15 protein-coding genes and 4 tRNA genes are annotated in these 21518 nt (G+C 50.1%); 6 read left to right on the top strand and 13 right to left on the bottom strand.

Translation table 11 applies throughout. From position 1 onward, the window contains the following. Positions 1–172: 172 nt before the first annotated feature. The 3 genes from AB1757_17190 to AB1757_17180 all read right to left on the bottom strand — a co-directional run bounded on the left by AB1757_17190 (position 173) and on the right by AB1757_17180 (position 3976). Complete coding sequence (locus AB1757_17190; GenBank protein MEW6128775.1) at positions 173–616, bottom strand: cysteine peptidase family C39 domain-containing protein; 444 nt, start codon at positions 614–616, stop codon at positions 173–175. Next, positions 573–908 carry a hypothetical protein gene (locus AB1757_17185; GenBank protein ID MEW6128774.1) on the bottom strand — a complete coding sequence of 112 codons (336 nt, stop codon included), beginning with the start codon at positions 906–908 and terminating at the stop codon, positions 573–575. The genes AB1757_17190 and AB1757_17185 overlap by 44 nt, the downstream gene beginning before the upstream one ends. 71 nt (positions 909–979) lie before the next feature. Continuing rightward, a complete protein-coding gene (locus AB1757_17180) occupies positions 980–3976 on the bottom strand; it encodes a M14 family zinc carboxypeptidase (protein ID MEW6128773.1) in 2997 nt (998 codons plus the stop codon). 366 nt (positions 3977–4342) lie between these two features. Here AB1757_17180 and AB1757_17175 point away from each other — a divergent pair, with 366 nt between their 5' ends. Continuing rightward, entirely contained in the window at positions 4343–6754 is a 2412-nt protein-coding gene (locus AB1757_17175; GenBank protein MEW6128772.1) for a protein kinase, read from the top strand. 314 nt (positions 6755–7068) lie between these two features. Here the strand turns inward: AB1757_17175 and AB1757_17170 are convergent, their stop codons facing one another. Next, positions 7069–8655, bottom strand: coding sequence for an ankyrin repeat domain-containing protein (locus tag AB1757_17170; protein MEW6128771.1), 1587 nt, complete (start codon positions 8653–8655; stop codon positions 7069–7071). 202 nt (positions 8656–8857) lie between these two features. On the opposite strand from AB1757_17170, the gene AB1757_17165 reads away from it, so the two are divergent. After that, positions 8858–8931: transfer RNA gene (locus AB1757_17165), tRNA-Pro, on the top strand. A 57-nt stretch (positions 8932–8988) separates the two neighbouring features. Here AB1757_17165 and AB1757_17160 read toward each other — a convergent pair. From AB1757_17160 to AB1757_17145, 4 genes are all read right to left on the bottom strand, one after another. Next, a tRNA-Arg gene (locus AB1757_17160) sits at positions 8989–9061 on the bottom strand. A 248-nt stretch (positions 9062–9309) separates the two neighbouring features. Then, positions 9310–9831 (bottom strand): adenine phosphoribosyltransferase, encoded by a 522-nt coding sequence (locus AB1757_17155; GenBank protein MEW6128770.1) that lies wholly within the window; start codon positions 9829–9831, stop codon positions 9310–9312. A 172-nt stretch (positions 9832–10003) separates the two neighbouring features. After that, on the bottom strand, positions 10004–10318 hold the full coding sequence (locus tag AB1757_17150) for an acylphosphatase (GenBank protein ID MEW6128769.1): 315 nt from the start codon (positions 10316–10318) through the stop codon (positions 10004–10006). A 34-nt stretch (positions 10319–10352) separates the two neighbouring features. Further along, a tRNA-Pro gene (locus AB1757_17145) sits at positions 10353–10426 on the bottom strand. A 132-nt stretch (positions 10427–10558) separates the two neighbouring features. Between AB1757_17145 and rpsU the strand changes: the two genes are divergently transcribed. After that, positions 10559–10762 carry a 30S ribosomal protein S21 gene (rpsU, locus tag AB1757_17140; GenBank protein MEW6128768.1) on the top strand — a complete coding sequence of 68 codons (204 nt, stop codon included), beginning with the start codon at positions 10559–10561 and terminating at the stop codon, positions 10760–10762. A gap of 67 nt (positions 10763–10829) precedes the next feature. Here rpsU and AB1757_17135 read toward each other — a convergent pair whose 3' ends face one another. After that, positions 10830–11609: a HEAT repeat domain-containing protein gene (locus tag AB1757_17135; protein ID MEW6128767.1), complete on the bottom strand. Its 780-nt coding sequence runs from the start codon at positions 11607–11609 to the stop codon at positions 10830–10832. A gap of 126 nt (positions 11610–11735) precedes the next feature. On the opposite strand from AB1757_17135, the gene AB1757_17130 reads away from it, so the two are divergent. Beyond that, complete coding sequence (locus AB1757_17130) at positions 11736–14192, top strand: hypothetical protein (protein MEW6128766.1); 2457 nt, start codon at positions 11736–11738, stop codon at positions 14190–14192. 13 nt (positions 14193–14205) lie between these two features. On the opposite strand, the gene AB1757_17125 is transcribed toward AB1757_17130, so the two are convergent. The 4 genes from AB1757_17125 to aat form a co-directional block, all read right to left on the bottom strand. Next, positions 14206–14278 (bottom strand) — tRNA-Arg (locus AB1757_17125). Between the two features lie 65 nt (positions 14279–14343). Next, the gene (locus tag AB1757_17120) at positions 14344–15642 is read right to left on the bottom strand and encodes a DegT/DnrJ/EryC1/StrS family aminotransferase (GenBank protein MEW6128765.1); all 1299 of its coding nucleotides are present in this window, start codon (positions 15640–15642) and stop codon (positions 14344–14346) included. Between the two features lie 198 nt (positions 15643–15840). After that, positions 15841–17211 (bottom strand): amino acid permease, encoded by a 1371-nt coding sequence (locus AB1757_17115; GenBank protein ID MEW6128764.1) that lies wholly within the window; start codon positions 17209–17211, stop codon positions 15841–15843. A 384-nt stretch (positions 17212–17595) separates the two neighbouring features. Next, on the bottom strand, positions 17596–18210 hold the full coding sequence (gene aat / locus AB1757_17110; GenBank protein ID MEW6128763.1) for a leucyl/phenylalanyl-tRNA--protein transferase: 615 nt from the start codon (positions 18208–18210) through the stop codon (positions 17596–17598). A gap of 195 nt (positions 18211–18405) precedes the next feature. Here aat and AB1757_17105 point away from each other — a divergent pair, with 195 nt between their 5' ends. Both AB1757_17105 and AB1757_17100 read left to right on the top strand, forming a co-directional pair. Continuing rightward, positions 18406–20709, top strand: a complete 2304-nt coding sequence (locus AB1757_17105) for an oligopeptide transporter, OPT family (protein ID MEW6128762.1) — start codon at positions 18406–18408, stop codon at positions 20707–20709. A gap of 116 nt (positions 20710–20825) precedes the next feature. Continuing rightward, positions 20826–21482: a zinc ribbon domain-containing protein gene (locus AB1757_17100; protein MEW6128761.1), complete on the top strand. Its 657-nt coding sequence runs from the start codon at positions 20826–20828 to the stop codon at positions 21480–21482. Positions 21483–21518 lie beyond the last annotated feature (36 nt).

The raw sequence follows: 21518 nt of genomic DNA, 5'->3' as shown, positions 1-21518 counted from the left end.
ATGCACCTCTTTACCGTTGAGTTTAATACAAAGCCGGAATTGCCCAAAATAAAAAGGCGGCAAATTGCAGCCGCCTAGTTGGTACTTCATTTTTTAATTTGATCAATTCTCATCATTGCCGGTGCCGGCTTGCGGACTGCGCGGGCGTTCGGGCGCAAACCCCACGCTTTAGCTATGCAACGATGATGGTCAAAAATTCACTGCCGCTCCAAGCTTGTTCAAAAACCAGCAAGCCTGTGACAAAAGAGCCAAGCAATGGATCATGCACTCTAACCCCGCGGGTCGTTACCGAAACCGCAACTTGAGCGTGCAATCCGAATTGTCCATAAGCTCGCAAATCAATTCCAACAATTGGGAACCGCCCTGAACGCAATTCGTCGCGCAAATCCTGAAGCCGCAACCCATAATCTTCATACGAATGCAAAAAGCCCAGCGCCCGCGCCGCTGCGACTATGGCTGACGAGGTTACAGAGCCTTGCGGTGACCAATCACAAAGTTTTCGCACCTCTTTTTCCGAGAGCATTACGCCTTTAACTGCCAACACCATTCTCAGGCAAGCAGGCAAACAAGAGTTATCTTTTTCCTGTTTGTATAAAGGCGGTCTTAATAGCGGCATGGTGTTTTTTCCTCAAGCGGTCAGCGGCTTCATGAATTTGTTTATGGTTTGTGCAGCTTTTCAATTCAAGCGTGTTTAAGTTGATTATCGCTTCTCCTACTTGCCCCACAACCATGCCGGGAGTCACGAACAAAATAGGCACTCGCCAGTGCTCCTTGATGGCATCGGGTTCAGGTTCTCCTGCACAAAATTGACTGCCGACTTGTGACAGTAATAAACGATTCACCCGCGCTCGCGCCTGCGCTGCATTGAGATTGGTTTTGTAAAGCAGAATATCTTTTTGCCGCTTCATAATGCTCAAAATATAACAGCCCGATTATGTTGCCACAATCAGGCTGTCGGAGTTACGAATTGTCGGTTAGTTTAATTTTCGTCATCATTGCCGGTGCCGGCTTGCGGACTGCGCGGGCGTTCGGGCGCAAGCCCCGCGCCGAGGTGATTGAAATTCAGTGCCGCGTTGAAAATTAAAAAGAACTCGCCCTGTGTTTGATGTCGCCACATCGGATTGGTCGCAAACATCACGACATGACCACGACCTACAGGAAGATCAACCACTGCGGGTTTGCCTGCAAGTTCGCTGCCGCCCGCAAGCATACCGCTCACCAACAAATTCTTTTCATCCTGCGCGAAACGCAAAATCACTCGCGGTCGCATGTTGGCAGGAAGTGGCGCGCCGCCACCGCCGAATCCTTGTCCGCCGCCTTCACCACCGCCGGTCATTGGCGCGGGTTGCGGCATTCCCTGAACAATATCCGGGTCTGTAAGCGTTCCGCGCCCCGAAGGTCTGCCGGTTGCGCCACCGCCAAACTGTCCGCCTCCGCCACCACCGGCAAATCCCCCACCGCCGACTTGCAGGAGCGGCGATTGACTGAAATAGATTTGCAGCGAATCACTGTAGCCATAGGCTATCGGACTTTTGCGGTCAACAAATGAGGCATTCATGATTGAACCGCGCGCATTCAATTGCCGCGATTCCTGAATGCTGACGCCTGTGGTGATGCCGTAATCAATCGTCAGACTCGCGGTGTTGGTGATCGGCATAAACAAGCCGCCGTCTTCAATGAACTTCTGCAAGTTCGCCATACCTCGCAGTTCGATGCCGCCGCGCATATCCGCCGTCTGGTCGGGTGAATTGGCAAAATTCGGCGTAATGTCGGATTTCATCCAGGGGATTGGGTCGCCGCGTTTTGGCAGACCATTGACGATGGATTGCGCCGTGCCACCTACGGGCGGAAAGATAATCACATCATATTTGTCGCGCAGATTCAGAGTGTCGCGAATTTCATGCACGGAGATGTATTTGTAAGGAATGCCGAAGCGATCAAATTCGATGCGATACCAGCCATCATTTTGGGTGTTCGTCCAGGTGTGCAAAATCGCTATGCGCGGCACCGCGAGTTCATGGGTTTTGACTTCGGGAACTTTATCAACCGCCAGCGCATTTACGCCATATTCAGCGACGGCGCTTTCGAGTTGTTGCCGCAGATTTGCCGGATTGCCTTCGGATTTAATGATGAATGAACCGGCATTGAATTCCTGATTGCCGACTTTGAAGGCTTCTTCTGCTGCCTGCATCTTCACGTCTTTCAACTTGAAACGTAAAGAGGCAAGGGTGTTGTCGGTGTTGTGATTGATGACGTAGGCGGCGTTTGCTGAGCCAATCATTTTGCCGGTGATTTTGGCATCGCTTGTAAGCATCACCATCGGGGCGCTGAGCACGTTTTTATCGGTGACGCGAACCGTCTTGATGTTGCGCATCGCGCCAAGCGTCCACCCCGTATCGTCATAAGGTCGCGGGTCGTTGACGTTGTAATACTGCGTATCCATCATCATATCCGCCATGCGCGAATAGGGTTGATCCATGCGGATGATGTAGGAACCGGAGGGAAATTTCTGTCCTTTGGCTTCAAAGTCTTTGGTCGCGGTGTGGACTTCAATGCCCATCAAACGCAACAGGTTTACCATGTCTGCGGCTTCAACGGGTCGCGGCGTATCGCCGGGAATCACATAAGCCGCAGGCCCTTCATTCATCGCTTTGGCAATGGCGCGTTTGCTCTTGATATAAAAATTATTGAGAAACCGCTCTTTATCATTGGCAACTTTATTCATCGCCAGCAAGATAGCCGATTGCTGCATATTGTTGTTGTTGCGTATAGACCATTTGACATTGGGCCAGGGCGGATTCGGGCGAAACCAGTCGCGTTGCGATTGCGCGCCGACCACGCGGTCTTGGGTGTCCGCGCCGCCATTGCCGAAAGTTTCATAAAACCTGCCAATCGAGTTATGCCCGTTCGCCACATAAAACATATAATTCGGCGCCCAGCCATCATAAAATCCATGCGTCCACACGCCGGGTACGCCGCGTTTGGTCATCTCTTCGATTTCGTGATAGGCAAGCGCATGCCATTCATCAACCACCAACGGGTCAAGCCAGGCGTTATAAGGTCCTGTGCCTGTAGAGGTATACAAAAACGGCACCGATTCGTGCAGGTCGTGCAGCACCTGCGGGTGATATTCGAGAAAGATTTTCATTTGATTGCGCGACAGGGCAAGCGCCATGCCCAAGCCATCGCGGTTATTGTCATGGGCGACGTACTTGCCCCAGAAGAGCAGCGACGGCGCTTGTTTGCCGGGATTGGCTTTGCGCCAGTTGTACAAATCGACCATGCGGTCGCGCCCGTCAACTTCCAGCGCGGGGGTAATCATCACGATTAAATTTTTGCGAATCGCTTCGATGAACGGCGTCTCCTGCACCGCAAGGCGATAAGCCATCTCCATCAACATTTCAGGCGAGCCGGTTTCCGGCGAATGAATTGAACCCGATGCCCAGTAAAAGGCTTTGCCTTCACTCATTAAGGGTTTGGCTTCGGCATCGGTGAGTTTACGCGGGTCGGCAAGCTTGGCGGTGATTTCTTTGTAACGGTCGAGTTTGGCGAGATTGGCTTCATCGCTTACCAGAATCGTCAATTGTTCTCTGCCCTCTTCAGATTTTTCAGGAGCGACAAAAACCCTGACGCGCGGCGTGGCTTTTTCCAGTTCACGATAATACCGATAAAGGTCTTTGGTGTAAGTGAGTTTATTCGGGGTGCCGGCGATATAGCCGAGAACTTTTTCCGGCGTCGGCACTTTATCCGAAGCTGGCAAATGGTCTACAAATTCGGTTAGGAAGGCTGGATTGGTCGTATATTCTTTGATTTTTGCGGTGTACCCCTCATCAATTTTTTGAGCAGCAGGAGCGGTCGCCGCTTTGGTTTTCTCTTTTTTCTGCTGCGCGAATGTTGAAAAACTCGAAAGCGCCAGAAGTACGACAAGCCACAGCGCACACGCAGACTTGAGCGCAAGCAAGCGTTTAGGGTTCATAAATCCTCCGATGATTTTGGTGTATACAATGAGAACCGTCAGGAAAAGAGAAAAGGGCAGCCCCAGACAATAGGCGAATTCCCTTATTTCGCCCTTTGCTGCTTGCCTCTTGCCTTTTGCCTTAAATAAACGATGATGTTTCGGGAACGCTCGCATCCGCGCCAGTGGAAGCACGTCTACGAACGCGCCCGTCTTGTGCGTATAGACTGAAAAAACCTTTGCCCGGTTACAAAATATTTTTTTTATTGATAAATATTTTTTTCAGGCAGGCAAATCGTCGCAGCCGAAGCCGCTTTTTGCAAGCTCAATTGACAATCGCTTCGGTTCAGCCTTAGCGTATTGGACTCAGAAAATATTTAGGATTTTATGAATCTGAGTGCCGGCAAAAAGTTAGCCCATTACGAAATCATCGCGCCGCTCGGCGCAGGCGGCATGGGGGAAGTGTATCGCGCCGTTGATAAACGCCTGCACCGTGATGTGGCGATTAAAATTCTGCCGCAAAAATTTGTCGAAGACCGCGCTGCCATCGAACGCTTCACCAGAGAAGCGCGCGCCGCTTCAGCCCTGAATCACCCGAATATTTTAACCATTTATGATATTGGCATCATTCAAGGCTTGCATTACATCGCCACCGAATACATTGACGGACGAACGCTTCGCGAACAATTGAAACAGGCGCGATTCAATTTGACCGAGGTTCTCGACATCGGCATACAAATCGCAAATGCCCTCAGCGCGGCGCATCAAGCGGGACTGGTGCATCGCGACATCAAACCGGAAAACATTATGCTGAGAGGCGATGGTTATGTGAAGGTGCTGGATTTCGGCTTGGCGAAGTTGACCGAGCGCGATGCCCTCAATCTCGATGAAAATGTTGCTGCCATCACCGAAACCATGACCAATCCCGGTACGATCATCGGCACGGTGTTTTATATGTCACCGGAACAGGCGCGCGGCATTCAGGTCGATACCCGTAGCGACATTTTCAGTCTCGGTATCGTGCTTTATGAAATGCTCGCGGGCGCACATCCCTTTGCGGGGAAAACCATCAGCGATGTGCTGGCGGCGATTTTAACCGCCCAACCCGCGCCGCTCTCAACCGTTTTATCCGCTGTCCCATCCGAACTCGAATGGAGCATCGGGAAAGCTTTATCGAAAGACCGCGACGAGCGTTATCCGAGCATTAAAAATCTCCTGAATGATTTGAAACGCCTCAAACAACGGTTGGAATTTGAAGCGGAACTGAGGCGCGTCAACGATTCCGGCGCAAGCGCCACAGCCTTTTATCAAAGCAGTCAACTGACCGTACAATTGCCGACCGAAATGGTTTCAAAAACCCAATTGTTCCCGGCTCCTGCGCCACCAAAGCCGCGAACCCGTCGGGCAATTGATTCGCTTGCCATCCTGCCGCTCTTTAACGCTACGGATGATGTCAATGCAGAGTATCTTTCCGACGGCATCACCGAAAGCATCATCAATTCTTTATCGCAACTTCCGAAACTCAAAGTGGTGCCGCGCTCAACCGTCTTTCGTTATAAGTGTAAAGATGTTGACCCGCAGGAGGTCGGACGCGAACTCGGCGTGCGCGCAGTGCTTGCCGGGAGAGTTCTTGTGCGCGGCGATTTTTTAATCATCAAAACCGAACTCGTCGATATTGCCAAAGAGTCGCAACTGTGGGGCGAACAATACCGCCGCAAGATGACCAACATTTTCACCTTGCAGGAAGAGATTGCCGAAGACATCAGCGAAAAATTGCGTTTGAAACTCACCGGCGCAGAAAAGAAACGCCTGACCAAACGTTACACAAAAAATGCGGAGGCTTATCAGTGCTATTTAAAAGGGCGTTATTTCGTCACCAGCAAACGCACAGAGGAGTGGATCAAAAAAGGCATCGAAGCTTTTCAACAAGCGATTGACCTCGACCCCAACTATGCGCTCGCCTATGCGGGGCTTGCCGATGCCTACGCCTTTCTCGCCTCTTCGACCGGCGGCTGGGCGCCGCGCGAGGCTTACCCGAAAGCCAAGGCGGCGGTATTGAAAGCTTTGGAAATTGATGACGCACTCGGCGAAGCCCATACCGCGCTGGGATTTTCCTTTCTGCTTTACGATTGGAATTTAGCCGAAGCCAAACGCGAGTTCAAACGCGGCATCGAACTCAGCCCCAATTATGCCAATGGGCACGACGGGCTGGCGTTTTATTTCAAAGCTCTCGGGCGGCACGCCGATGCCATCAAAGAATGTCTGCAAGCGCAACGGCTTGACCTGCTCTCGCCCTTTGCCTACGTCAGTCTGGGCTGGGCGCACTATTTTGCGAAAGATTACGATTTGACGATTGAGCAATGCCGCAAGGCGCTCGAATTGGACGCCCATTTCACCTTCGCCTACTGGATTATGGGGCTGGCATTTTTACAGCAGAAAAAGATGCAGGAAGCCATCACTGCCTTGAGCAAAGCCTTTACTTTTTCAGGCGGCGGCCTGGCCTATGCGGCGCATCTCGGTTACGCCTACGCGCTACTGGGCAAACAGACCGAAGCCCTGGAAGTATTAAACGAGATGGAAGAGTTGGCGCGCGAGAAATATGTATCGGCATACTATTTCGCGATTATCTATCTGGGGCTTGGCGATAAAAATCTCACCTTTGAATGGTTGGAAAAAGCTTATGAAGAACGGTCAGGATTTTTAGTCTTTCTCAATGTCGAACCGATGTTCGATAGTCTGCGCGACGATGAACGCTTCATCGATTTAATCGACCGCATCGGCATTCCCGCTGGAAAATAAGATTGCAACCTTAACCCGAACGAGTTTAAAAATCCGTCAGCGTAAACAGCTAAGAGCCGATGACGGTTTCAATCATCGTCTCTTGAGCATGGGTTCACAAGCGATTGCCAATGATTACGATCTTCCTTGATTGCTGGCACCGCGTTTACCGCCTTGCTGTAAACCTTCGCGGTTTTCACGGTCGGTTACGGGACTGGCAACGCCCGAAACCGGCGACACAGACGACGACCTCTGAACAGCAGGCTCTACTTTTACTCAATCAATTACTCAACCAAACTAATGAAATAATCCCTTTTTCATCAAATGCTTTCCTTTCACTGATCGATTTTTTTCGCCAGTTCACTCGCAGCATAACCATAGATATAGGCAAGCTTGGCATCCTGAGTTTGCGATTGCAAGGTCTGCAAAATTTCCAGTTGCGCCAAAGCAGATTTTTTATCGCCAACCTCTAGATAGAGTTGCCCCAATTTTAATATCATGAGTGCATCATTACCCAACTCGGTGACGGCTTGCTGGCGAGCAGCAATCGCTTCATGGTTCAGTCCGAGTTTAAGCGCCAACCTGGTGAGCATTTCAAATCCCTGTTCTTTCAGTATCCGTTGCTCGCGGGGGTTCGGCTTCCGGATAGCTGCAACGTATGCCTTGCAAGCGTCAATAGATTCCTGTCCAGCACCGCGCTTGATTAATGCCTCAATTTTAATGAACTGATGCTCCATTACTGCCAGCATCAAGGTGGTCTTCCCTTCATTGTTTTTTAACTTAAAATCCGCACCAGCATTCAATAAAATTTCTACCACTTCGTTGAAATCCCCCGCGAGCATTAACGCAGTGCTGCCGTCTTTATCCCTGGCATCTACCTGCGTGCCATTGTCGAGAAAGAACTGAACGAGTTTTGGGTAGCCCGCCAGCGCTGCAACCATTAAAGCCGATTCGCCATAGCGATTTCGTTCATCAATGTTTGCCCCACGCCGGACAAGCGTGCGAACCGCCGCGTCATAGCCTTTCATCGTTGCCATAATCAGCGGCGTGTCGGCGTTCGTATATTTGCCGTCATCATTGTGCTCATCAATGTTTGCTCCGGCGTCGAGCAACAGTTCAATCATTTCGCTGTCACCCTTTCCGGCTGCACTCATCAAGGAAGTTTCGCCCTCGGTGATATTGACATTCAGGCGATAGTTTACCTTGGCTCCGGCTTTTAACAGCGTTTTTACGATTTCGGTTTGTCCTCTGGATACAGCCATCATCAGAGGGGGCGCACCATACTTGCTGTTCCTATTTACATCCGCACCGGATTCGATAACCGCTTTTACTTTTTCGAGGTCGTTATATTCGATTGCCAGAAGCAAATCGGCTGTTGGTTCACCATTATAGTTTGCAACAGGTTGTTTAAGATTAACGGTGCGAGTAATTCCCTTATTCGGGTCAAGGTTATAGGTAAAGGTTTCGCGCTCATCTAGTCGGTAATACTCAGCCCAACGAAAGCCTTGGCGCGGCGGTTCGGTTCTGAGATACCAGTTTCGTTCTACACGTTTATCAATAAAGAGAATGCAGGAACCGGATTCCTGATAACTGCGCGAATTTTTTAAGGCATCTTTATCACTGTAAACGTAAATCCAAAGTGAAAACGGCACAGGGTATTTTGTGGCAAAACCGCTGAAAACTTTTTTGAGATTTGCTTCGCTAAAATGTTGAGGTGGAATGGAGAGGTAAAGGCGTCGGTCATTGGGTGGATTAACTACCCGATTGGCAGCAACCCACACTTCAACCCCGAAGGTGTCATCAAGTTGCCAGTCATCCGGTTGACGTGGGTCTGTTTGCTGAACCTGCGCAGGAACCCGAATGCCAATCAAAAGCATCAAGACAATGGAACTCAGAAAGTAAATCGCTGTGTGGTGTTTCATAGATTACCTTTCCTCAACAGAGATTAATCGAGCTGAATACTCATAACAGGCTCAGAGGAGACATTACTCAATGAACGTGCGGCTTATGAAGCCGTAGCAAAAATTATTCTGCCTTTACGTTGACCTCTAAGAAACAACTCCATGGTTGGTTGAAAATAATTTTGACCGCCGTAAACCAGTTGTTTACAATGGAAGTTCTTTTCGGGGCGTGGCTCAGCCTGGTAGAGCGCTCGGTTTGGGACCGAGAGGTCGGAGGTTCGAATCCTCTCGCCCCGATTCCTCAAAATAAAAAGGGAGCATTTCAACTTGCTCCCTTTTTTATTTTTGTTTCAATGAGCCTGGTAGGACTTGAACCTACAACCTACGCTTTAGGAGAGCGTCGCTCTATCCCTTGAGCTACAGGCCCGCATCAGTCCTCGCGATTATCGCAAACTGAAACTGACAAAGGCAAGAAATGATTTTTCGCGCCGGTTCACTATCAGCAAAGCAAAAATGGTTTATCCGTTATTGATAAGTCAAGCCACGAACCAAGGTTAAGCGAATGACGCTGAGGTGACCGGCAATCGTGGTCTTTGACTGCTTCTTTAACTTCTCTATAAGTCCTGGTAAAAACCGTTCTGCAACAGCGGTCGGCAAAATCCGTTACACCTTGCGCTATTCGTCATATTGCAACAGCGAAGTGACTTTGTAACCTTTTAACTTTTCGCGACCATTCAGGAAATTTAATTCCACGACGAACGCCAGTCCCGCGACGATGCCACCGAGTTTTTCGACTAAATCGACTACGGCTTTTGCGGTGCCGCCGGTTGCCAGCAAATCATCGGCAATCAAGACGCGATGCCCGTTGCCGATGGCGTCTTTGTGAATCTCTAAAGTATCCGTCCCGTATTCCAAAGCATAAGAGACCGATTCGGTTTCAGCAGGTAATTTGCGCGGTTTGCGAACCGGCACGAATCCCGCCTTTAAACGATAAGCGAGCGCCGGGGCAAAAATAAACCCGCGCGCTTCCATTCCGATGACGACATCAATCTGGTTGTCGTGAATCAATTCGACGAGCCGGTCAATGGTTGTCCTGAGTCCATAAGGGTCTTTGAGCAACGTTGTAATGTCATAAAACTGAATCCCGGGTTTTGGAAAATCGGGAACCGTGCGTATCAATTCTTTTAAGCTGTCCACAATCTATCTCCTCTTTTTTAGTCTGGAGTCCAGAGTCGAGAGTCTGGCGTCCGAATAAGCAAAGTATGAATACTAAACGAAGAAGTAGGAATAGAAGCGCTATCATTCATAATTCATCATTCAGACTTCATGGTTATTCAGAGGACTCCCGACTCCGGACTCCAGACTTTCATTAATAGATAACCTCGAAACTTTTATAATGCCCCATCGCCGGATAATCCTGCTCATCAACCGCTGTCACCCGCGAGAAGCCTGGTCCGCGCCTAAGTTCCAATAAAAATGCCGCAAGGCTTGCAAGCGAGCCTTCGGCAATTGCTTCAACGCTGCCGTCCGGTAAGTTCTTCACCGTGCCGACCACCCTTGCGCGGGTTGCCGCCTGCACCGTGAAATAGCGAAAGCCCACGCCCTGCACCCGACCGCGAATGATGAATCTTCTGGCTGGCATCGTAAACGCTAAGAAACCCAAGCCCTGCGATATTCTCTTCAATGAATCTCGTAAGACTTGGGTTTGACTGAAAGAGTCGGGGCGATTGGATTTGAACCAACGACCTCTCGGTCCCGAACCGAGCGCTCTACCGGGCTGAGCCACGCCCCGAAAAAGAATGGTTATGATAGCCGTCCGTTCGGGCAATTGTCAAAAGCAAAATCGAAAATCGTTGCCGCGTTTGACAGTTTTCCGCTTGGTTCGGTAATCTATGCGTTTACTTTATTTGATTTGGAGGATATTGTGGCTAAGGTACAAGTCGGAGATAACGAAAATATTGAGAGCGCGATTCGCCGCTTTAAACGTTCCGTGGCGCGCGAAGGCATCATTACGGATACTAAAAAACATTCGTTCTATTTGAAACCCGGCGAAAAGAAACGCCTGAAATCTCAGGTCGCGCGCCGTCGCGCCCGCAAGAGCATGAAAAAACGTCCAACCGAAGAGTAGTTCGCGGTTTTCAGTTTTTAGTGCTCAGGCAATTTTACTGAGCACTAAAAACTGAAAACTATCAGGTTCATTTTGCCGCCAGCAATCTCTGCAAAGCTTCTTTCATTTGCGCGCGTGTCTCTTCATCTTTTTCATTGGCGATGGCGTCCTGCAAGGCAGTCGTAGCGCTCTTTTCGCCGATGTCTGCAAGCGACAGCGCCGCAGAGACCCGCACCATCTTATATTCATCTTTGAGCAGTTGGATGAGCGCCTGAACCCCGCCTTTATGGTGTAACCCGCCAAGCGCCGCCGCCACTGCCGCGCGCACATCCGGCGCTTCATCACGGGCTTTCATCAGTAATTTATCGAGGGCGCGCTCATCTTTAATTGCGCCAAGTCCCAAAGCCGCCGCACCACGAACGCTCGAATTTTCATCAAACAGCGCCGCCATTAACGAATCAACGGCGCGCGTATCTGTAAGCTGTCCGAGTACACGCGCCGCCGCCGCGCGCACAAACGCGATTTCATCTTTGAGTAAGCCAATTAAAGGTTCAACCGCGCGTTTGTCTTCATAAAAACTGAGCGCATTTGCAGCGGCGGCACGCACATCCGGCGAGGTGTCTTTGAGCGCGGCAATCAACGGCTCAACCGCGCGTTTGTCTTCTAACGCGCCTAAAGCCTCGACCGCATCGCGTCGTTCATCAACCGACTGGCTCTTCAACTTCTCGACGGCTTTCGCAAATTCATCCTGATGCGCATAAACCACGGACGTTGCGCCTGCGGGCAAGCCCGATAAAACGATAAACAGAATTGAGCAGAATAGGCGCATCACCTTTACACGTTTGAAAATTTCGCTCTCGTAACCCATCAAAGTTTACCGAACTTTCGTGTGTCATTTAAAGATGCAAGCGGCTGCGATGATATATCATCGCTATCTTCGTCTCAAGCGCTTTCAATACCCGATAAGCCATTATCATTGACAGGATATTGTAAAATGGGTTGGAAAATGGCAATCCTTTTAGGGCAAAGACGAAAAGCACAGGCAGCACTGGAACGACTCGATGCGGCGCTCGCCGAGGCACATGGTGTTGGGCTTCTGGGCAATCATCAGGAAGCGCTTTCGCTTTACGAAGCGATTATCAAAACGTTGCAATCCGACGCCTACAGACAATGGCGCACCAATAATTATCTGCCGCAAAAAGAATGGACTGACCGCATGGCTTCGGCAATGCTCGGCAAAATTAAAATGTCTGCCGGAATCGATACCCGCGCGACATTTTTTGAGCAGGCTGAAAAGCTGATCTTCGATGTCTTCGCGCTCAAGCCCAACTGGATTGAAGCCAGTGAATTTATGGCGGATTTGGCGCTTGCTCGCGGTTATGTGAAACTCGCTCCGTATTACATCAAAAGCATTCTTGCCCTCAGTCCCAAACATCCGCATGCGCGGGTTATGCAAGCCGCGTTGGATTTTGCGGACAGCAAATATGATGAAGTCATCCGCAATCTTTCGGAAATAAAAGACTCCCCGGCTTCGCTCACCTATCTCGCCCGTTGCCATTTGCGAAAAGGCAATCCCGATGAAGCCATCCGCATACTCAATCGCGCGTTGCTGCATTTTGGCTCATCCTACGAACTGCACTATTATCTCGGTTGTGCTTTGGGGCACAACCATGAATTTGCCGAAGCCCAGGTTCAATTTGAAAAAGCCATCACCCTTGACACACAACACGCCGAAGCGTTGATTCAACTCGGTCACCTCGCTTATTTAAGCGGACAATGCAAAGAAGCTGAAAAATATTATATGGCGAGCATCAATCTCGGCGGACGCCTTGCACAAGATGCGCGCTATGCGCTGGCGTTGATGTCAATCAACAATAGCGAAAAGTTCAATAGCTTTCTGGAAAACCTTTTGCTCTTCGATAAGCAATCCGAGTTGCTTCATTGTGCGAAAGGCAATCAGTTGGAGCGCACAGGCAAAACCGAAGAAGCGATTAACGAATACAACCTGGTTTCACCAGACAGTAAATGGGTTCCTGCCCTGCTCACCCGCATCGGATTTATGAAGTTCCGCGATAGAGATTATCTGAACGCTCTGCCTTTGCTTCGTAAAGCCGCAGAGTTTCGCCCGCAGGATGCGAAGCTTTTAGATTTGCTCGGCATTACCGCGCTTCTGAATGGCGATTACAGGTTGGCAACGGCATCGTGGAAAAAACTGGCGACAAAAAATCAGGCAAGCGAAAATACCTTGCAGGCGCTCAAGCAAACCGAACTCTGGAGTATTGTTGAAGGCGTTCACCACGGAAAAACCGTTGAGTTAATCGAACCGCTCGAAGATTTTTATCAGGCATCGGGGGAAGACCTGAAAATCGGCAATGCGCTCGCCGATTTATATTTCATCAGCGCCATCGCCCTGCTTGAGCAGCAACCGTCGGATACGGCAAAAGCCAAAGAATGTTTGTTGCATGGCAAACATCTCAACGACAATATCAAGTTCGATTACCTGCTCGCGCTTGCCGATTTAATCGCCGGGCAAACCGCGACGGCTAGTCAACGATGCAACGCCTTGCTGGCTAAAAATTCGATCAACCCCGGCGTCAGCTATCATCTTGGAATTGCTCTACAACGAAGCGAGCAACCCGGCGCGGCAGAAGAAGCCTGGCAAAAAGGCATTGCGGCGTTGCCGCCGGATAGTTCAAAAGCTCTGCGGATGAAATGGGCGCTCGCGGTACTGCTCGCCAATCAACAACGCTGGTCGGAAACCAAGGTTATCCTCGAAGGCTTTGAAGAAACTGCCGAACTTGAAACTATCGCTGCGCCTGCACAATTTCGCGAATTAAAAATCACAACGCTTGCCATGACCGACAGTTGGGAAGAGGCTGAACGCATGGCAATCGGCGCTAACCGTCAGCAACAGACATTGATTGGTTGTGTGATTTTGACGCGAAGAAATTTAAAAACCGAACGCTTCGAGGCGGCGCTTACCCACGCCGGAAATTATTTCAGTTTGAGTAAAAATACCCCTGATGCCAACCTGTCCTTAAATCGCAAAATGGAACATCTGACCGCGCAAATCGCTTTGAAATCCGCCGCCCTTTACGTTCGCAACGGGCGGCTCACGCTTGCCGAAGATGTCTTGCGTCATGCCCTGTCGACGCTGGCAGAAGCCAACGGCTCGCCGGAAAATCAATCAAAATTAAATGGATTTTTAATCGCTATTACGCAATCGGGCGAAACTGACAGAAAAGCCAAAACCCTGGCAGAAAATTATGCGACTCTGGGGGTAGAAGTGAATTTAGACAAAGATGATTTAAAAATTCCTCGCATCGACATTCCCATCATCTTGCCAGCCAAAACCCACAAGGCGTTTGATTCACTTGAAAAGCCCAAGGTCAATGCCGAGAGGTGGGACGCATCAATTCATCCTGACCCATTGATTGTCTTTGATAGTTAAACGAGTTAATTGACGACCCTGGTAGGAATCGAACCTACGGCCTCCAGTTCCGGAGACTGGCGCTCTATCCACTGAGCTACAGGGCCATCTTGCAGCGTTTGCATTATAAACAGAATTTCATTACACGGTCTATAGGGCTTTCATAATAAGCTCAAGAATCCTCAAACTTCGGGCGTTCAGCGCGATTCATCGCTTTAATATCAATCAACCGATGCTCAGCTTTCCGTAATTCATCCGGGTTGTTTTGAATTTTCACAATCGCTTCGACAATATCATCAACCTCCGTTTCATCGCCAAGCAACAGTTGATGCGGCAGCCAGACCGCTTCTTCGTAAGCGGCGCGTTCCGCCACCGGGCAATGGGCGTGCTGCCATGCTAATTTTTTAGCATTCAGTTGCAAAAAATCCGCCGCGTCAACTTTAAACAAGGCGCTGCGATACATCGGCTCGTAAAAAATTCCATCACAGGGCACGCCTTCGGCTTCAAGCGCCGCCACAAAACGGTTGCGCGATGCGCCGCCAAAAGCCTCCGCATTGTATTTGAAAACGTACTGGTAAATTGCCTGCGTGGTTTGTCGCTCATCACGCTTTAAAATTTCAATGCCATCAATCTGCGCTAAGGCTTGAGCGAGTCGCGCGGCGCGTTCGGCTCTCACATCAGTTTGCGCATCAAGTCTTTCAAGTTGCGCAAGCAACATCGCAGCTTGAAACTCGGTCATTCGATAATTGTAACCAAGCAGGCGATGCTTGAAGCGGTCGGTAGAACTTGCGCGACCGCAATTCACATAAGACTCGCAGCGTTCAAATAGCTCATCATCATTGGTCGTGACCACGCCGCCTTCGCCTGCGGTTAAAAGTTTCGAGGTCTGCATACTGAATGACCCGGCATCGCCAAGCGACCCCGCGCCCTGCCCCCGCCACCGCGCGCCGTGGGCGTGGGCGCAATCTTCAACGACACGTAAATCATGCTGATGCGCGAGGTCTTTAATGGCATCCATATCTGCCATGTTCATTGCCAGATGCACAGGAATGATTGCCCGCGTGCGCTCAGTAATAGCAGCGCGCGCCGCTTCAACATCGAGGCAATAATTTGCACTCGTCACATCAACAAAAACCGGAATCGCGCCGAGTTTCAAAACCGGCACAGCCGTCGCTTCAAAAGTGTACGCGGGGACGATGACTTCATCGCCGGGGCGAATGCCGCAAGCTTTCAAAGCGATTTCAATAGTCACCGTGCCATTTGCCGCACATAAGGCATAACGCGCCGTATGCCGCTCGGCAAAGCGTTCGGCAAAAGCTTTCGCATATTTATTCGGGAACGGATAGCCGCCCCAGTTGCGGCTTTCGAGAACCGCGAGCAAGCCCTGCTGTTCGCGTTCATCGAATAAGGGCCAAGCGGTAAACGGTTTGGTGCGTACCGGCGTGCCACCGGCAATTGCAAGTTGTGCCATCTCTTACTCTCGAATTTTTTGAATCGTCAAGATGCCAAATCCTTGAATCTGTCAACCATCATTTTTCAGAAGCAAATTGGTTTGCAACACGAAGAGCACGAAAGACACGAAGCGTAAAAAATATTATGAACTTCTTGTGCCCTTTGTGTTCAAAATTATCTTAAAAATTAAGATGTCTGTTTAATGCTCAAAATGCAGTTAGTTTTCTACAGCCTCAACAAACGGCCACTTTTTCTGCTGCCACGACCAGACGAAGAAAAAGAGGATACCCAATGCAAGACTGCCTAACCCGAAAAGAATGACTTTCACATCGGTGGTTGCAAAAATAAAAATCCAGCCGACGAGCGCCACAAAATTCGGCAACGGGTACAACCAGATTTTATAAGGTCTCGGCATATCGGGTTGATGTTTCCTGAGCAGCATCACCGCGAAAATCTGCCCGATGAATTGAATCAAAATGCGTGTAGTGATTAACGCATCAATCACCAGTCCGAGCGAAAAGAAACTACAGATAATCGAAATCACCCCGATAACGATTAACGAAATGTGCGGGAAATTTTTCGTCGGGTGCAGTCGCGCAAAAACTTTGAAGAAATACCCATCCTGCGCCGCCGCATAAGGAATGCGCGAATAACCGAGCAATAAGGCGAAGACCGAACCGAAGGCTGTCCATAACACCATCGCCGTAAAAATCGTGGCGATTTGTGAACCATAAATTTTTTCCATGAAAATCGAGACTACATAATTTGCCGATTCGTGCGTATCCGCGGGCACGAATTCGCGCCACGGCACAATGCCGATAATCGAAAGGTTCACTGCAAAATAGATAAACGCCACAGCAATGACGCTGATGATAATCGAACGCGGAATGTTGCGCCCGGGATTGCGCACCTCTTCGCCGATATAACAGATGTCGTAATAACCTAGATAATCGTAGATGCCGACACGTGAAGCTGCGCCGAGACCAAGCAGAAACCCAAGTGAAAATTTGAACGCGCCGGGCGGGAAATCAAAAGCGATGTTGGCATTGAAATTCACTGCGCCGGTGGCAATCACTGCGCCGGTCGTGAGCATCGTGCCTATCCACAAACTCACGGTGATTTTGCCAATCGAAGTAATTTGCCGATAGAGCAAAACAATATTGATAATCCCGATAACTGCGCAGACCATCATCATCTGTTCTTTGGTGATGCCGCGCCAGATATAACCGAGATAGGTTGAAAAGCCGATGTAGCCTGAGGCAATTTCGAGCGGGCCGCTGATAATGAATTGCCAGATGAAGAGAAATGCCATGAGCCTGCCGAAAGTTTCGCGCCCGTAACCTTCGCGCAAATAAAGGTAGGTGCCGCCCGAACCCGGCATCGCCGCGCCGAGTTCGCTCCAGATCATGCCGTCAGGGATGGCAATCAACAGGGCGATGAACCAGCCGAGTATCGCCTGCGGGCCATTCATTGCCGACATTAACAGCGGAATGGTGATGAACGGGCCGATGCCAATCATATTGGACATATTGAGGGCAGTCGCCTGCAACAGCCCGAATTTGCGTAGCAGATGAGTCTCTTCTTTCATAAGCGTGAGGTTGCGAAGATTATGTTACCGGGCAGGGTCTTGGCAACCTGTATATCGACTAACAAGGTTGCAGAAAAGATGCGGGCAATTTGCTGAGGGAGGCAACAATAAAAAAACAGCCGGGTTGACTAACCGGATAAGTTCACTTGCTGGCATCAGCCTTTCTCTTTGAAACGATGCCCACAATGTTTACAGGTATGGAATTGTCCGATTTGTTTCGGCGGATAATGTGCGACCTTTTTGCAGTGCGGACACTTGCGCGTGAGGCGCTTTACGGCTTCGACAATCACTTGTGACCAGATGGGATTCATCAATCCATTGTACCTATTGATGATTGAAGTGAGCAGCCGGTTTCGAGAAATAAGAGTATAGACAAGAATTTCGCTAAGTGAATTGGCAATCGTGGTCGAGCGCATCAGCAAGCCGATGCAGGTATTCGATGTGCGACAGATCAACGGCTCCGAAATGGGCGATATGCGGGGTGCGCATCTGCGCGTCAAGCAGACGAAATTGGCGTTCACGCAACCGCTTGACCAGTTCAACCAGAGCGATTTGTGAAGCGTAAGGTCGGCGCATAAACATCGATTCGCCGAAAAATGCCGATTTAATGGCAACCCCGTAAAGGCCGCCGATGAGTTCACCATCCGCCCGGATTTCCACTGAATGCGCAACCCCGCGCCGGTGGAGTTCGATATACAGCTCAATCATTTCATCGCTCAACCAGATTTCGTATTCACTGAGTTCGGTTTGTCTCGAACAGGCGCGAATGACTTCGGCAAAACAGGTATTAAAACGAACCTCGTAATTCATTTTTCGCAGGGCTTGTCTCAGCGAACGACGCACACGAAAACCTTCATCAAGCGGAATGATGGTGCGCGGGTCGGCGATAAACCAATCGATTTCGCCGTAAAGCCCGGTCGCCATCGGAAAGCAGCCGCGCGTGTAGGCTGCGAGAATCATTTCCGGGGTGATGTTTGATAGCCGCCTGGGGGTTCGCATACTTTAAGGATTAACACGCCGCGTGCGGGTTAGGCAACGCCGACAAAATCGCCGTCTTCAAACCTGTGGTGGAACGAACGCGATTGTCACTTGCAGGCAGTTTTTCCCGATTCGTTTGACAGGGCTTCAAACTCGCAGACAAAATAGCGTCCACTTAATCATCGCATCACTTAATCGTCGCTTCGGAGGGTTTTTATGAATAAAGAGATTACCAATGTTGCAGTGCAGGACACGCCGCCAACGTCCCATTTTAAGCCGTATATTCCGGCATCCGCGAAATTGCGCGAACTGACGCCGCTGCCGCTCATCGTCGGCACCTTGCTTGGCATGGTATTCGGCGCTTCTTCGCTTTACCTGGTTTTGAAAGTCGGATTAACTGTCAGCGCCTCAATCCCAGTCGCCGTCATTTCCATTAGTTTATTTACGATGCTTTCAAAACTGGGATTGAAAAATGCCACTATTCTTGAAAATAACATTGTGCAAACCGCAGGTTCGGCGGGCGAGTCCATCGCTTTCGGCGTCGGGGTTACGATGCCGGCGATTTTAATTTTAGGATTTGACCTGGAAATCACCCGCGTGATGCTGGTGGCAATTCTTGGCGGTTTGATTGGTATCCTGATGATGATTCCGCTGCGCCGCGCGCTCATTGTGCAACAGCACGGTTTGTTGAAATACCCTGAAGGCACAGCCTGCGCTGAAGTCTTGAAAGCCGGAGCTTCACAGGAATCGCGCCAAGCAGCATCCTTAGGCGATGAAAAAGTCGTCGAAGCGACTGGCGCCAAAACTATCTTCACAGGTTTTGGTATCGGACTGCTTTATAAAGTGGCGATGGTAGCATTCAAAGGCTGGAAAGATGTGCCCGAAAAAATCTTCGGCGCGCCATTCAAAGCCGGTTCGATCTCTGCGGAAATTTCTCCTGAACTCTTAGGCGTTGGGTATATCATCGGGCCACGCATCGCTTCGATTATGTGCGCGGGCGGCGTCCTGGCTTATCTGGTATTGATTCCCGCAATCAAATTTTTTGGCGAAGGCATGACTACGGTGTTGCCGCCAGGCACTGAACCCATCAGCGATATGTCACCCAACGGAATTCGCGGTGCTTATATTTTATACATTGGCGCGGGCGCAGTCGCGGCAGGCGGCATCGTCAGCCTGGCGCGGTCATTACCGACCATCTGGCACGGCATCAAAGGTGGCATCGCTGACTTCAAAGGCGGACAAGCCGCAGCAGCTTCGACCTTGCGCACAGACAAAGACCTTTCCATGAAAGTCGTGCTTGGCGGCATCATCGTGTTGATTGCGATGATTATGATTTTTCCGCAACTCAACCTGCAATGGAATCTGCTCGGCGCAATTCTGATTATTGCGTTCGGCTTTTTATTTGTGACTGTGTCTTCAAGACTCACGGGTGAAATCGGGTCGTCATCAAATCCGATTTCGGGGATGACGGTTGCAACCTTATTGTTTACTTGTTTGATTTTTTTAATCGTCGGCTGGACGGGAAATGTTTATTACGTGACGGCGCTTTCCATCGGCGGCATCGTTTGCATAGCGGCATCCAACGGCGGCACCACATCACAGGATTTGAAGACCGGCTATCTGGTTGGCGCGACACCAAGCAATCAGCAAATCGCCATCTTGATTGGCGCGCTGGCGTCGGCGTTGATTCTGGGACCGATTCTTTTGAAGCTGAACGATTCCTCAACTATTTATGTGCCGGTTGGCGAAAAAGTATCGGCAGATTTTCGTGTCGATAATGCCTCAGCCTTACCACAGGAAAAACTCCAGGGCGTCCAGGCATCATCCGATACCAATACCTATCGGGTCTATTTCAAACTCGATGAAGCAAGCGGCAACCATCACAAATACCTGGTTAGAGATGATGGCACCCCTGCCTATCTGGTTGACCCAGGCATTAATGGCACCTTCAGAGAACGACCTGATGGTTCAACCGTACAAAAATTTGATGCGCCGAAAGCCACCTTAATGTCTTACATCATTAAAGGCATTCTCGATAGAAAACTCCCTTGGGGGTTGGTGCTTCTGGGTGTGATGATTGCGCTGGTGTTAGAGATGAGCGGCATTCCCTCACTGGCATTTGCGGTAGGTGTCTATCTGCCACTTTCATCTTCAAGCCCGATTTTCATTGGTGGCATGATTCGCTGGTTGGTTGATAAATATTTGGCGCGCAAATTCGCTCACAAAAAACTCACCGAAGAGGAACTTACTGCCGAAGGCGATAAGAGTGGCGGTGTCTTGATGGCTTCCGGCTACATCGCAGGCGGCGCGTTGGCAGGTATTGTCATCGCGTTCCTTGCCGGTATCCCGGCTTTTGAAAGTTTCAACAAAGGGGTTGAAGAAAGCGCCGCGCATAACCCGTTTTTCAGCGGCGTAAGTGCTGACCTGCTTTCGTTGATTCCTTTTGCGGTTCTCATTGTTTTGCTTTACCTGACCGGGCGTGAGTTGATTTTACGAAGCAAACGACAGGCTGAAGAGTAAAACAATTCTTCCGTTGCTTAGAAATTGGCGAACCGCCGGTAAATTGAGAACGTAAGACCTGGCAAAGTCTGGTTTCGGCTCTCGATTTACCGGCGGTTTCAATTTTGGAGGAAGCGATGGAATCACCCGAATGTTGGGATTTACTCACGTCCAGTCTGGCGGTTTGCGATTTACAAAAACCCGCGGCAGTCTGGGCGTTTTTAACACTGCAAGGGCTAATCAGCGACCGGGCAAGCGACCGCATCGCTTTCTTTAAAATCGTCGAAAAGGTTCGCAGCCAATCTCCCTCAACCGGTTCCAGCCGCGCCTATCGCATCGCCCGCCGCCTGCGTACCCGAAAAATCGCCCTGCCGGCAAGCGAAACGTCTGACCCGCATGCCAAAATCGCTTTAGCGCGTCGTCAACTGATGGACATCTGGGTGAAAGCCAATATGCCGGAACCAACAAATACCAGCGCCAATTCTGCCGAGGGGTTGCGTATCACGACGTCCCCCTCGTCGGCATTAGAACTTAAATTACCAGCGCAAACTGCAACAGTTGAATTTCAGGAATTCCATTCCCTTAAACACCGAACTCCCGAAAATTATTGTTCAAGGTGCGGCAACGACAATCTCGCTAACGCCGTCTTTTGTAAACATTGCGGCATCCGCTTGAACCGGCTTGAAGCACCTTTACCTGCTTCAGAGAAAAAGCCGGGTTGGTTCAACCTCCTTGATACTGTCCGGGAGATGAAAATCACTAAGGTCTTATCCGGGAAAACGCACCGCCTGTAATCTTTTCCCCCGTTACTCCGGCGCTTCCGGTTGGAT

This window comes from Acidobacteriota bacterium (genome assembly GCA_040754075.1).
GTDB lineage: Bacteria > Acidobacteriota > Blastocatellia > UBA7656 > UBA7656 > JBFMDH01.
Note: the sequence above shows the minus strand (reverse complement) of the source record. Positions and strands in the feature narration are given on the sequence as shown.

What these genes read in the sequence shown, in the direction of transcription:
- AB1757_17190 (MEW6128775.1), bottom strand. Translation starts at nt 616, where the DNA reads ATGCCGCTATTAAGACCGCCTTTATACAAACAGGAAAAAGATAACTCT.
- AB1757_17185 (MEW6128774.1), bottom strand. Translation starts at nt 908, where the DNA reads ATGAAGCGGCAAAAAGATATTCTGCTTTACAAAACCAATCTCAATGCA.
- AB1757_17180 (MEW6128773.1), bottom strand. Translation starts at nt 3,976, where the DNA reads ATGAACCCTAAACGCTTGCTTGCGCTCAAGTCTGCGTGTGCGCTGTGG.
- AB1757_17175 (MEW6128772.1), top strand. Translation starts at nt 4,343, where the DNA reads ATGAATCTGAGTGCCGGCAAAAAGTTAGCCCATTACGAAATCATCGCG.
- AB1757_17170 (MEW6128771.1), bottom strand. Translation starts at nt 8,655, where the DNA reads ATGAAACACCACACAGCGATTTACTTTCTGAGTTCCATTGTCTTGATG.
- AB1757_17135 (MEW6128767.1), bottom strand. Translation starts at nt 11,609, where the DNA reads ATGGGTTACGAGAGCGAAATTTTCAAACGTGTAAAGGTGATGCGCCTA.
- AB1757_17130 (MEW6128766.1), top strand. Translation starts at nt 11,736, where the DNA reads ATGGGTTGGAAAATGGCAATCCTTTTAGGGCAAAGACGAAAAGCACAG.
- AB1757_17120 (MEW6128765.1), bottom strand. Translation starts at nt 15,642, where the DNA reads ATGGCACAACTTGCAATTGCCGGTGGCACGCCGGTACGCACCAAACCG.
- AB1757_17115 (MEW6128764.1), bottom strand. Translation starts at nt 17,211, where the DNA reads ATGAAAGAAGAGACTCATCTGCTACGCAAATTCGGGCTGTTGCAGGCG.
- aat (MEW6128763.1), bottom strand. Translation starts at nt 18,210, where the DNA reads ATGCGAACCCCCAGGCGGCTATCAAACATCACCCCGGAAATGATTCTC.
- AB1757_17105 (MEW6128762.1), top strand. Translation starts at nt 18,406, where the DNA reads ATGAATAAAGAGATTACCAATGTTGCAGTGCAGGACACGCCGCCAACG.
- AB1757_17100 (MEW6128761.1), top strand. Translation starts at nt 20,826, where the DNA reads ATGGAATCACCCGAATGTTGGGATTTACTCACGTCCAGTCTGGCGGTT.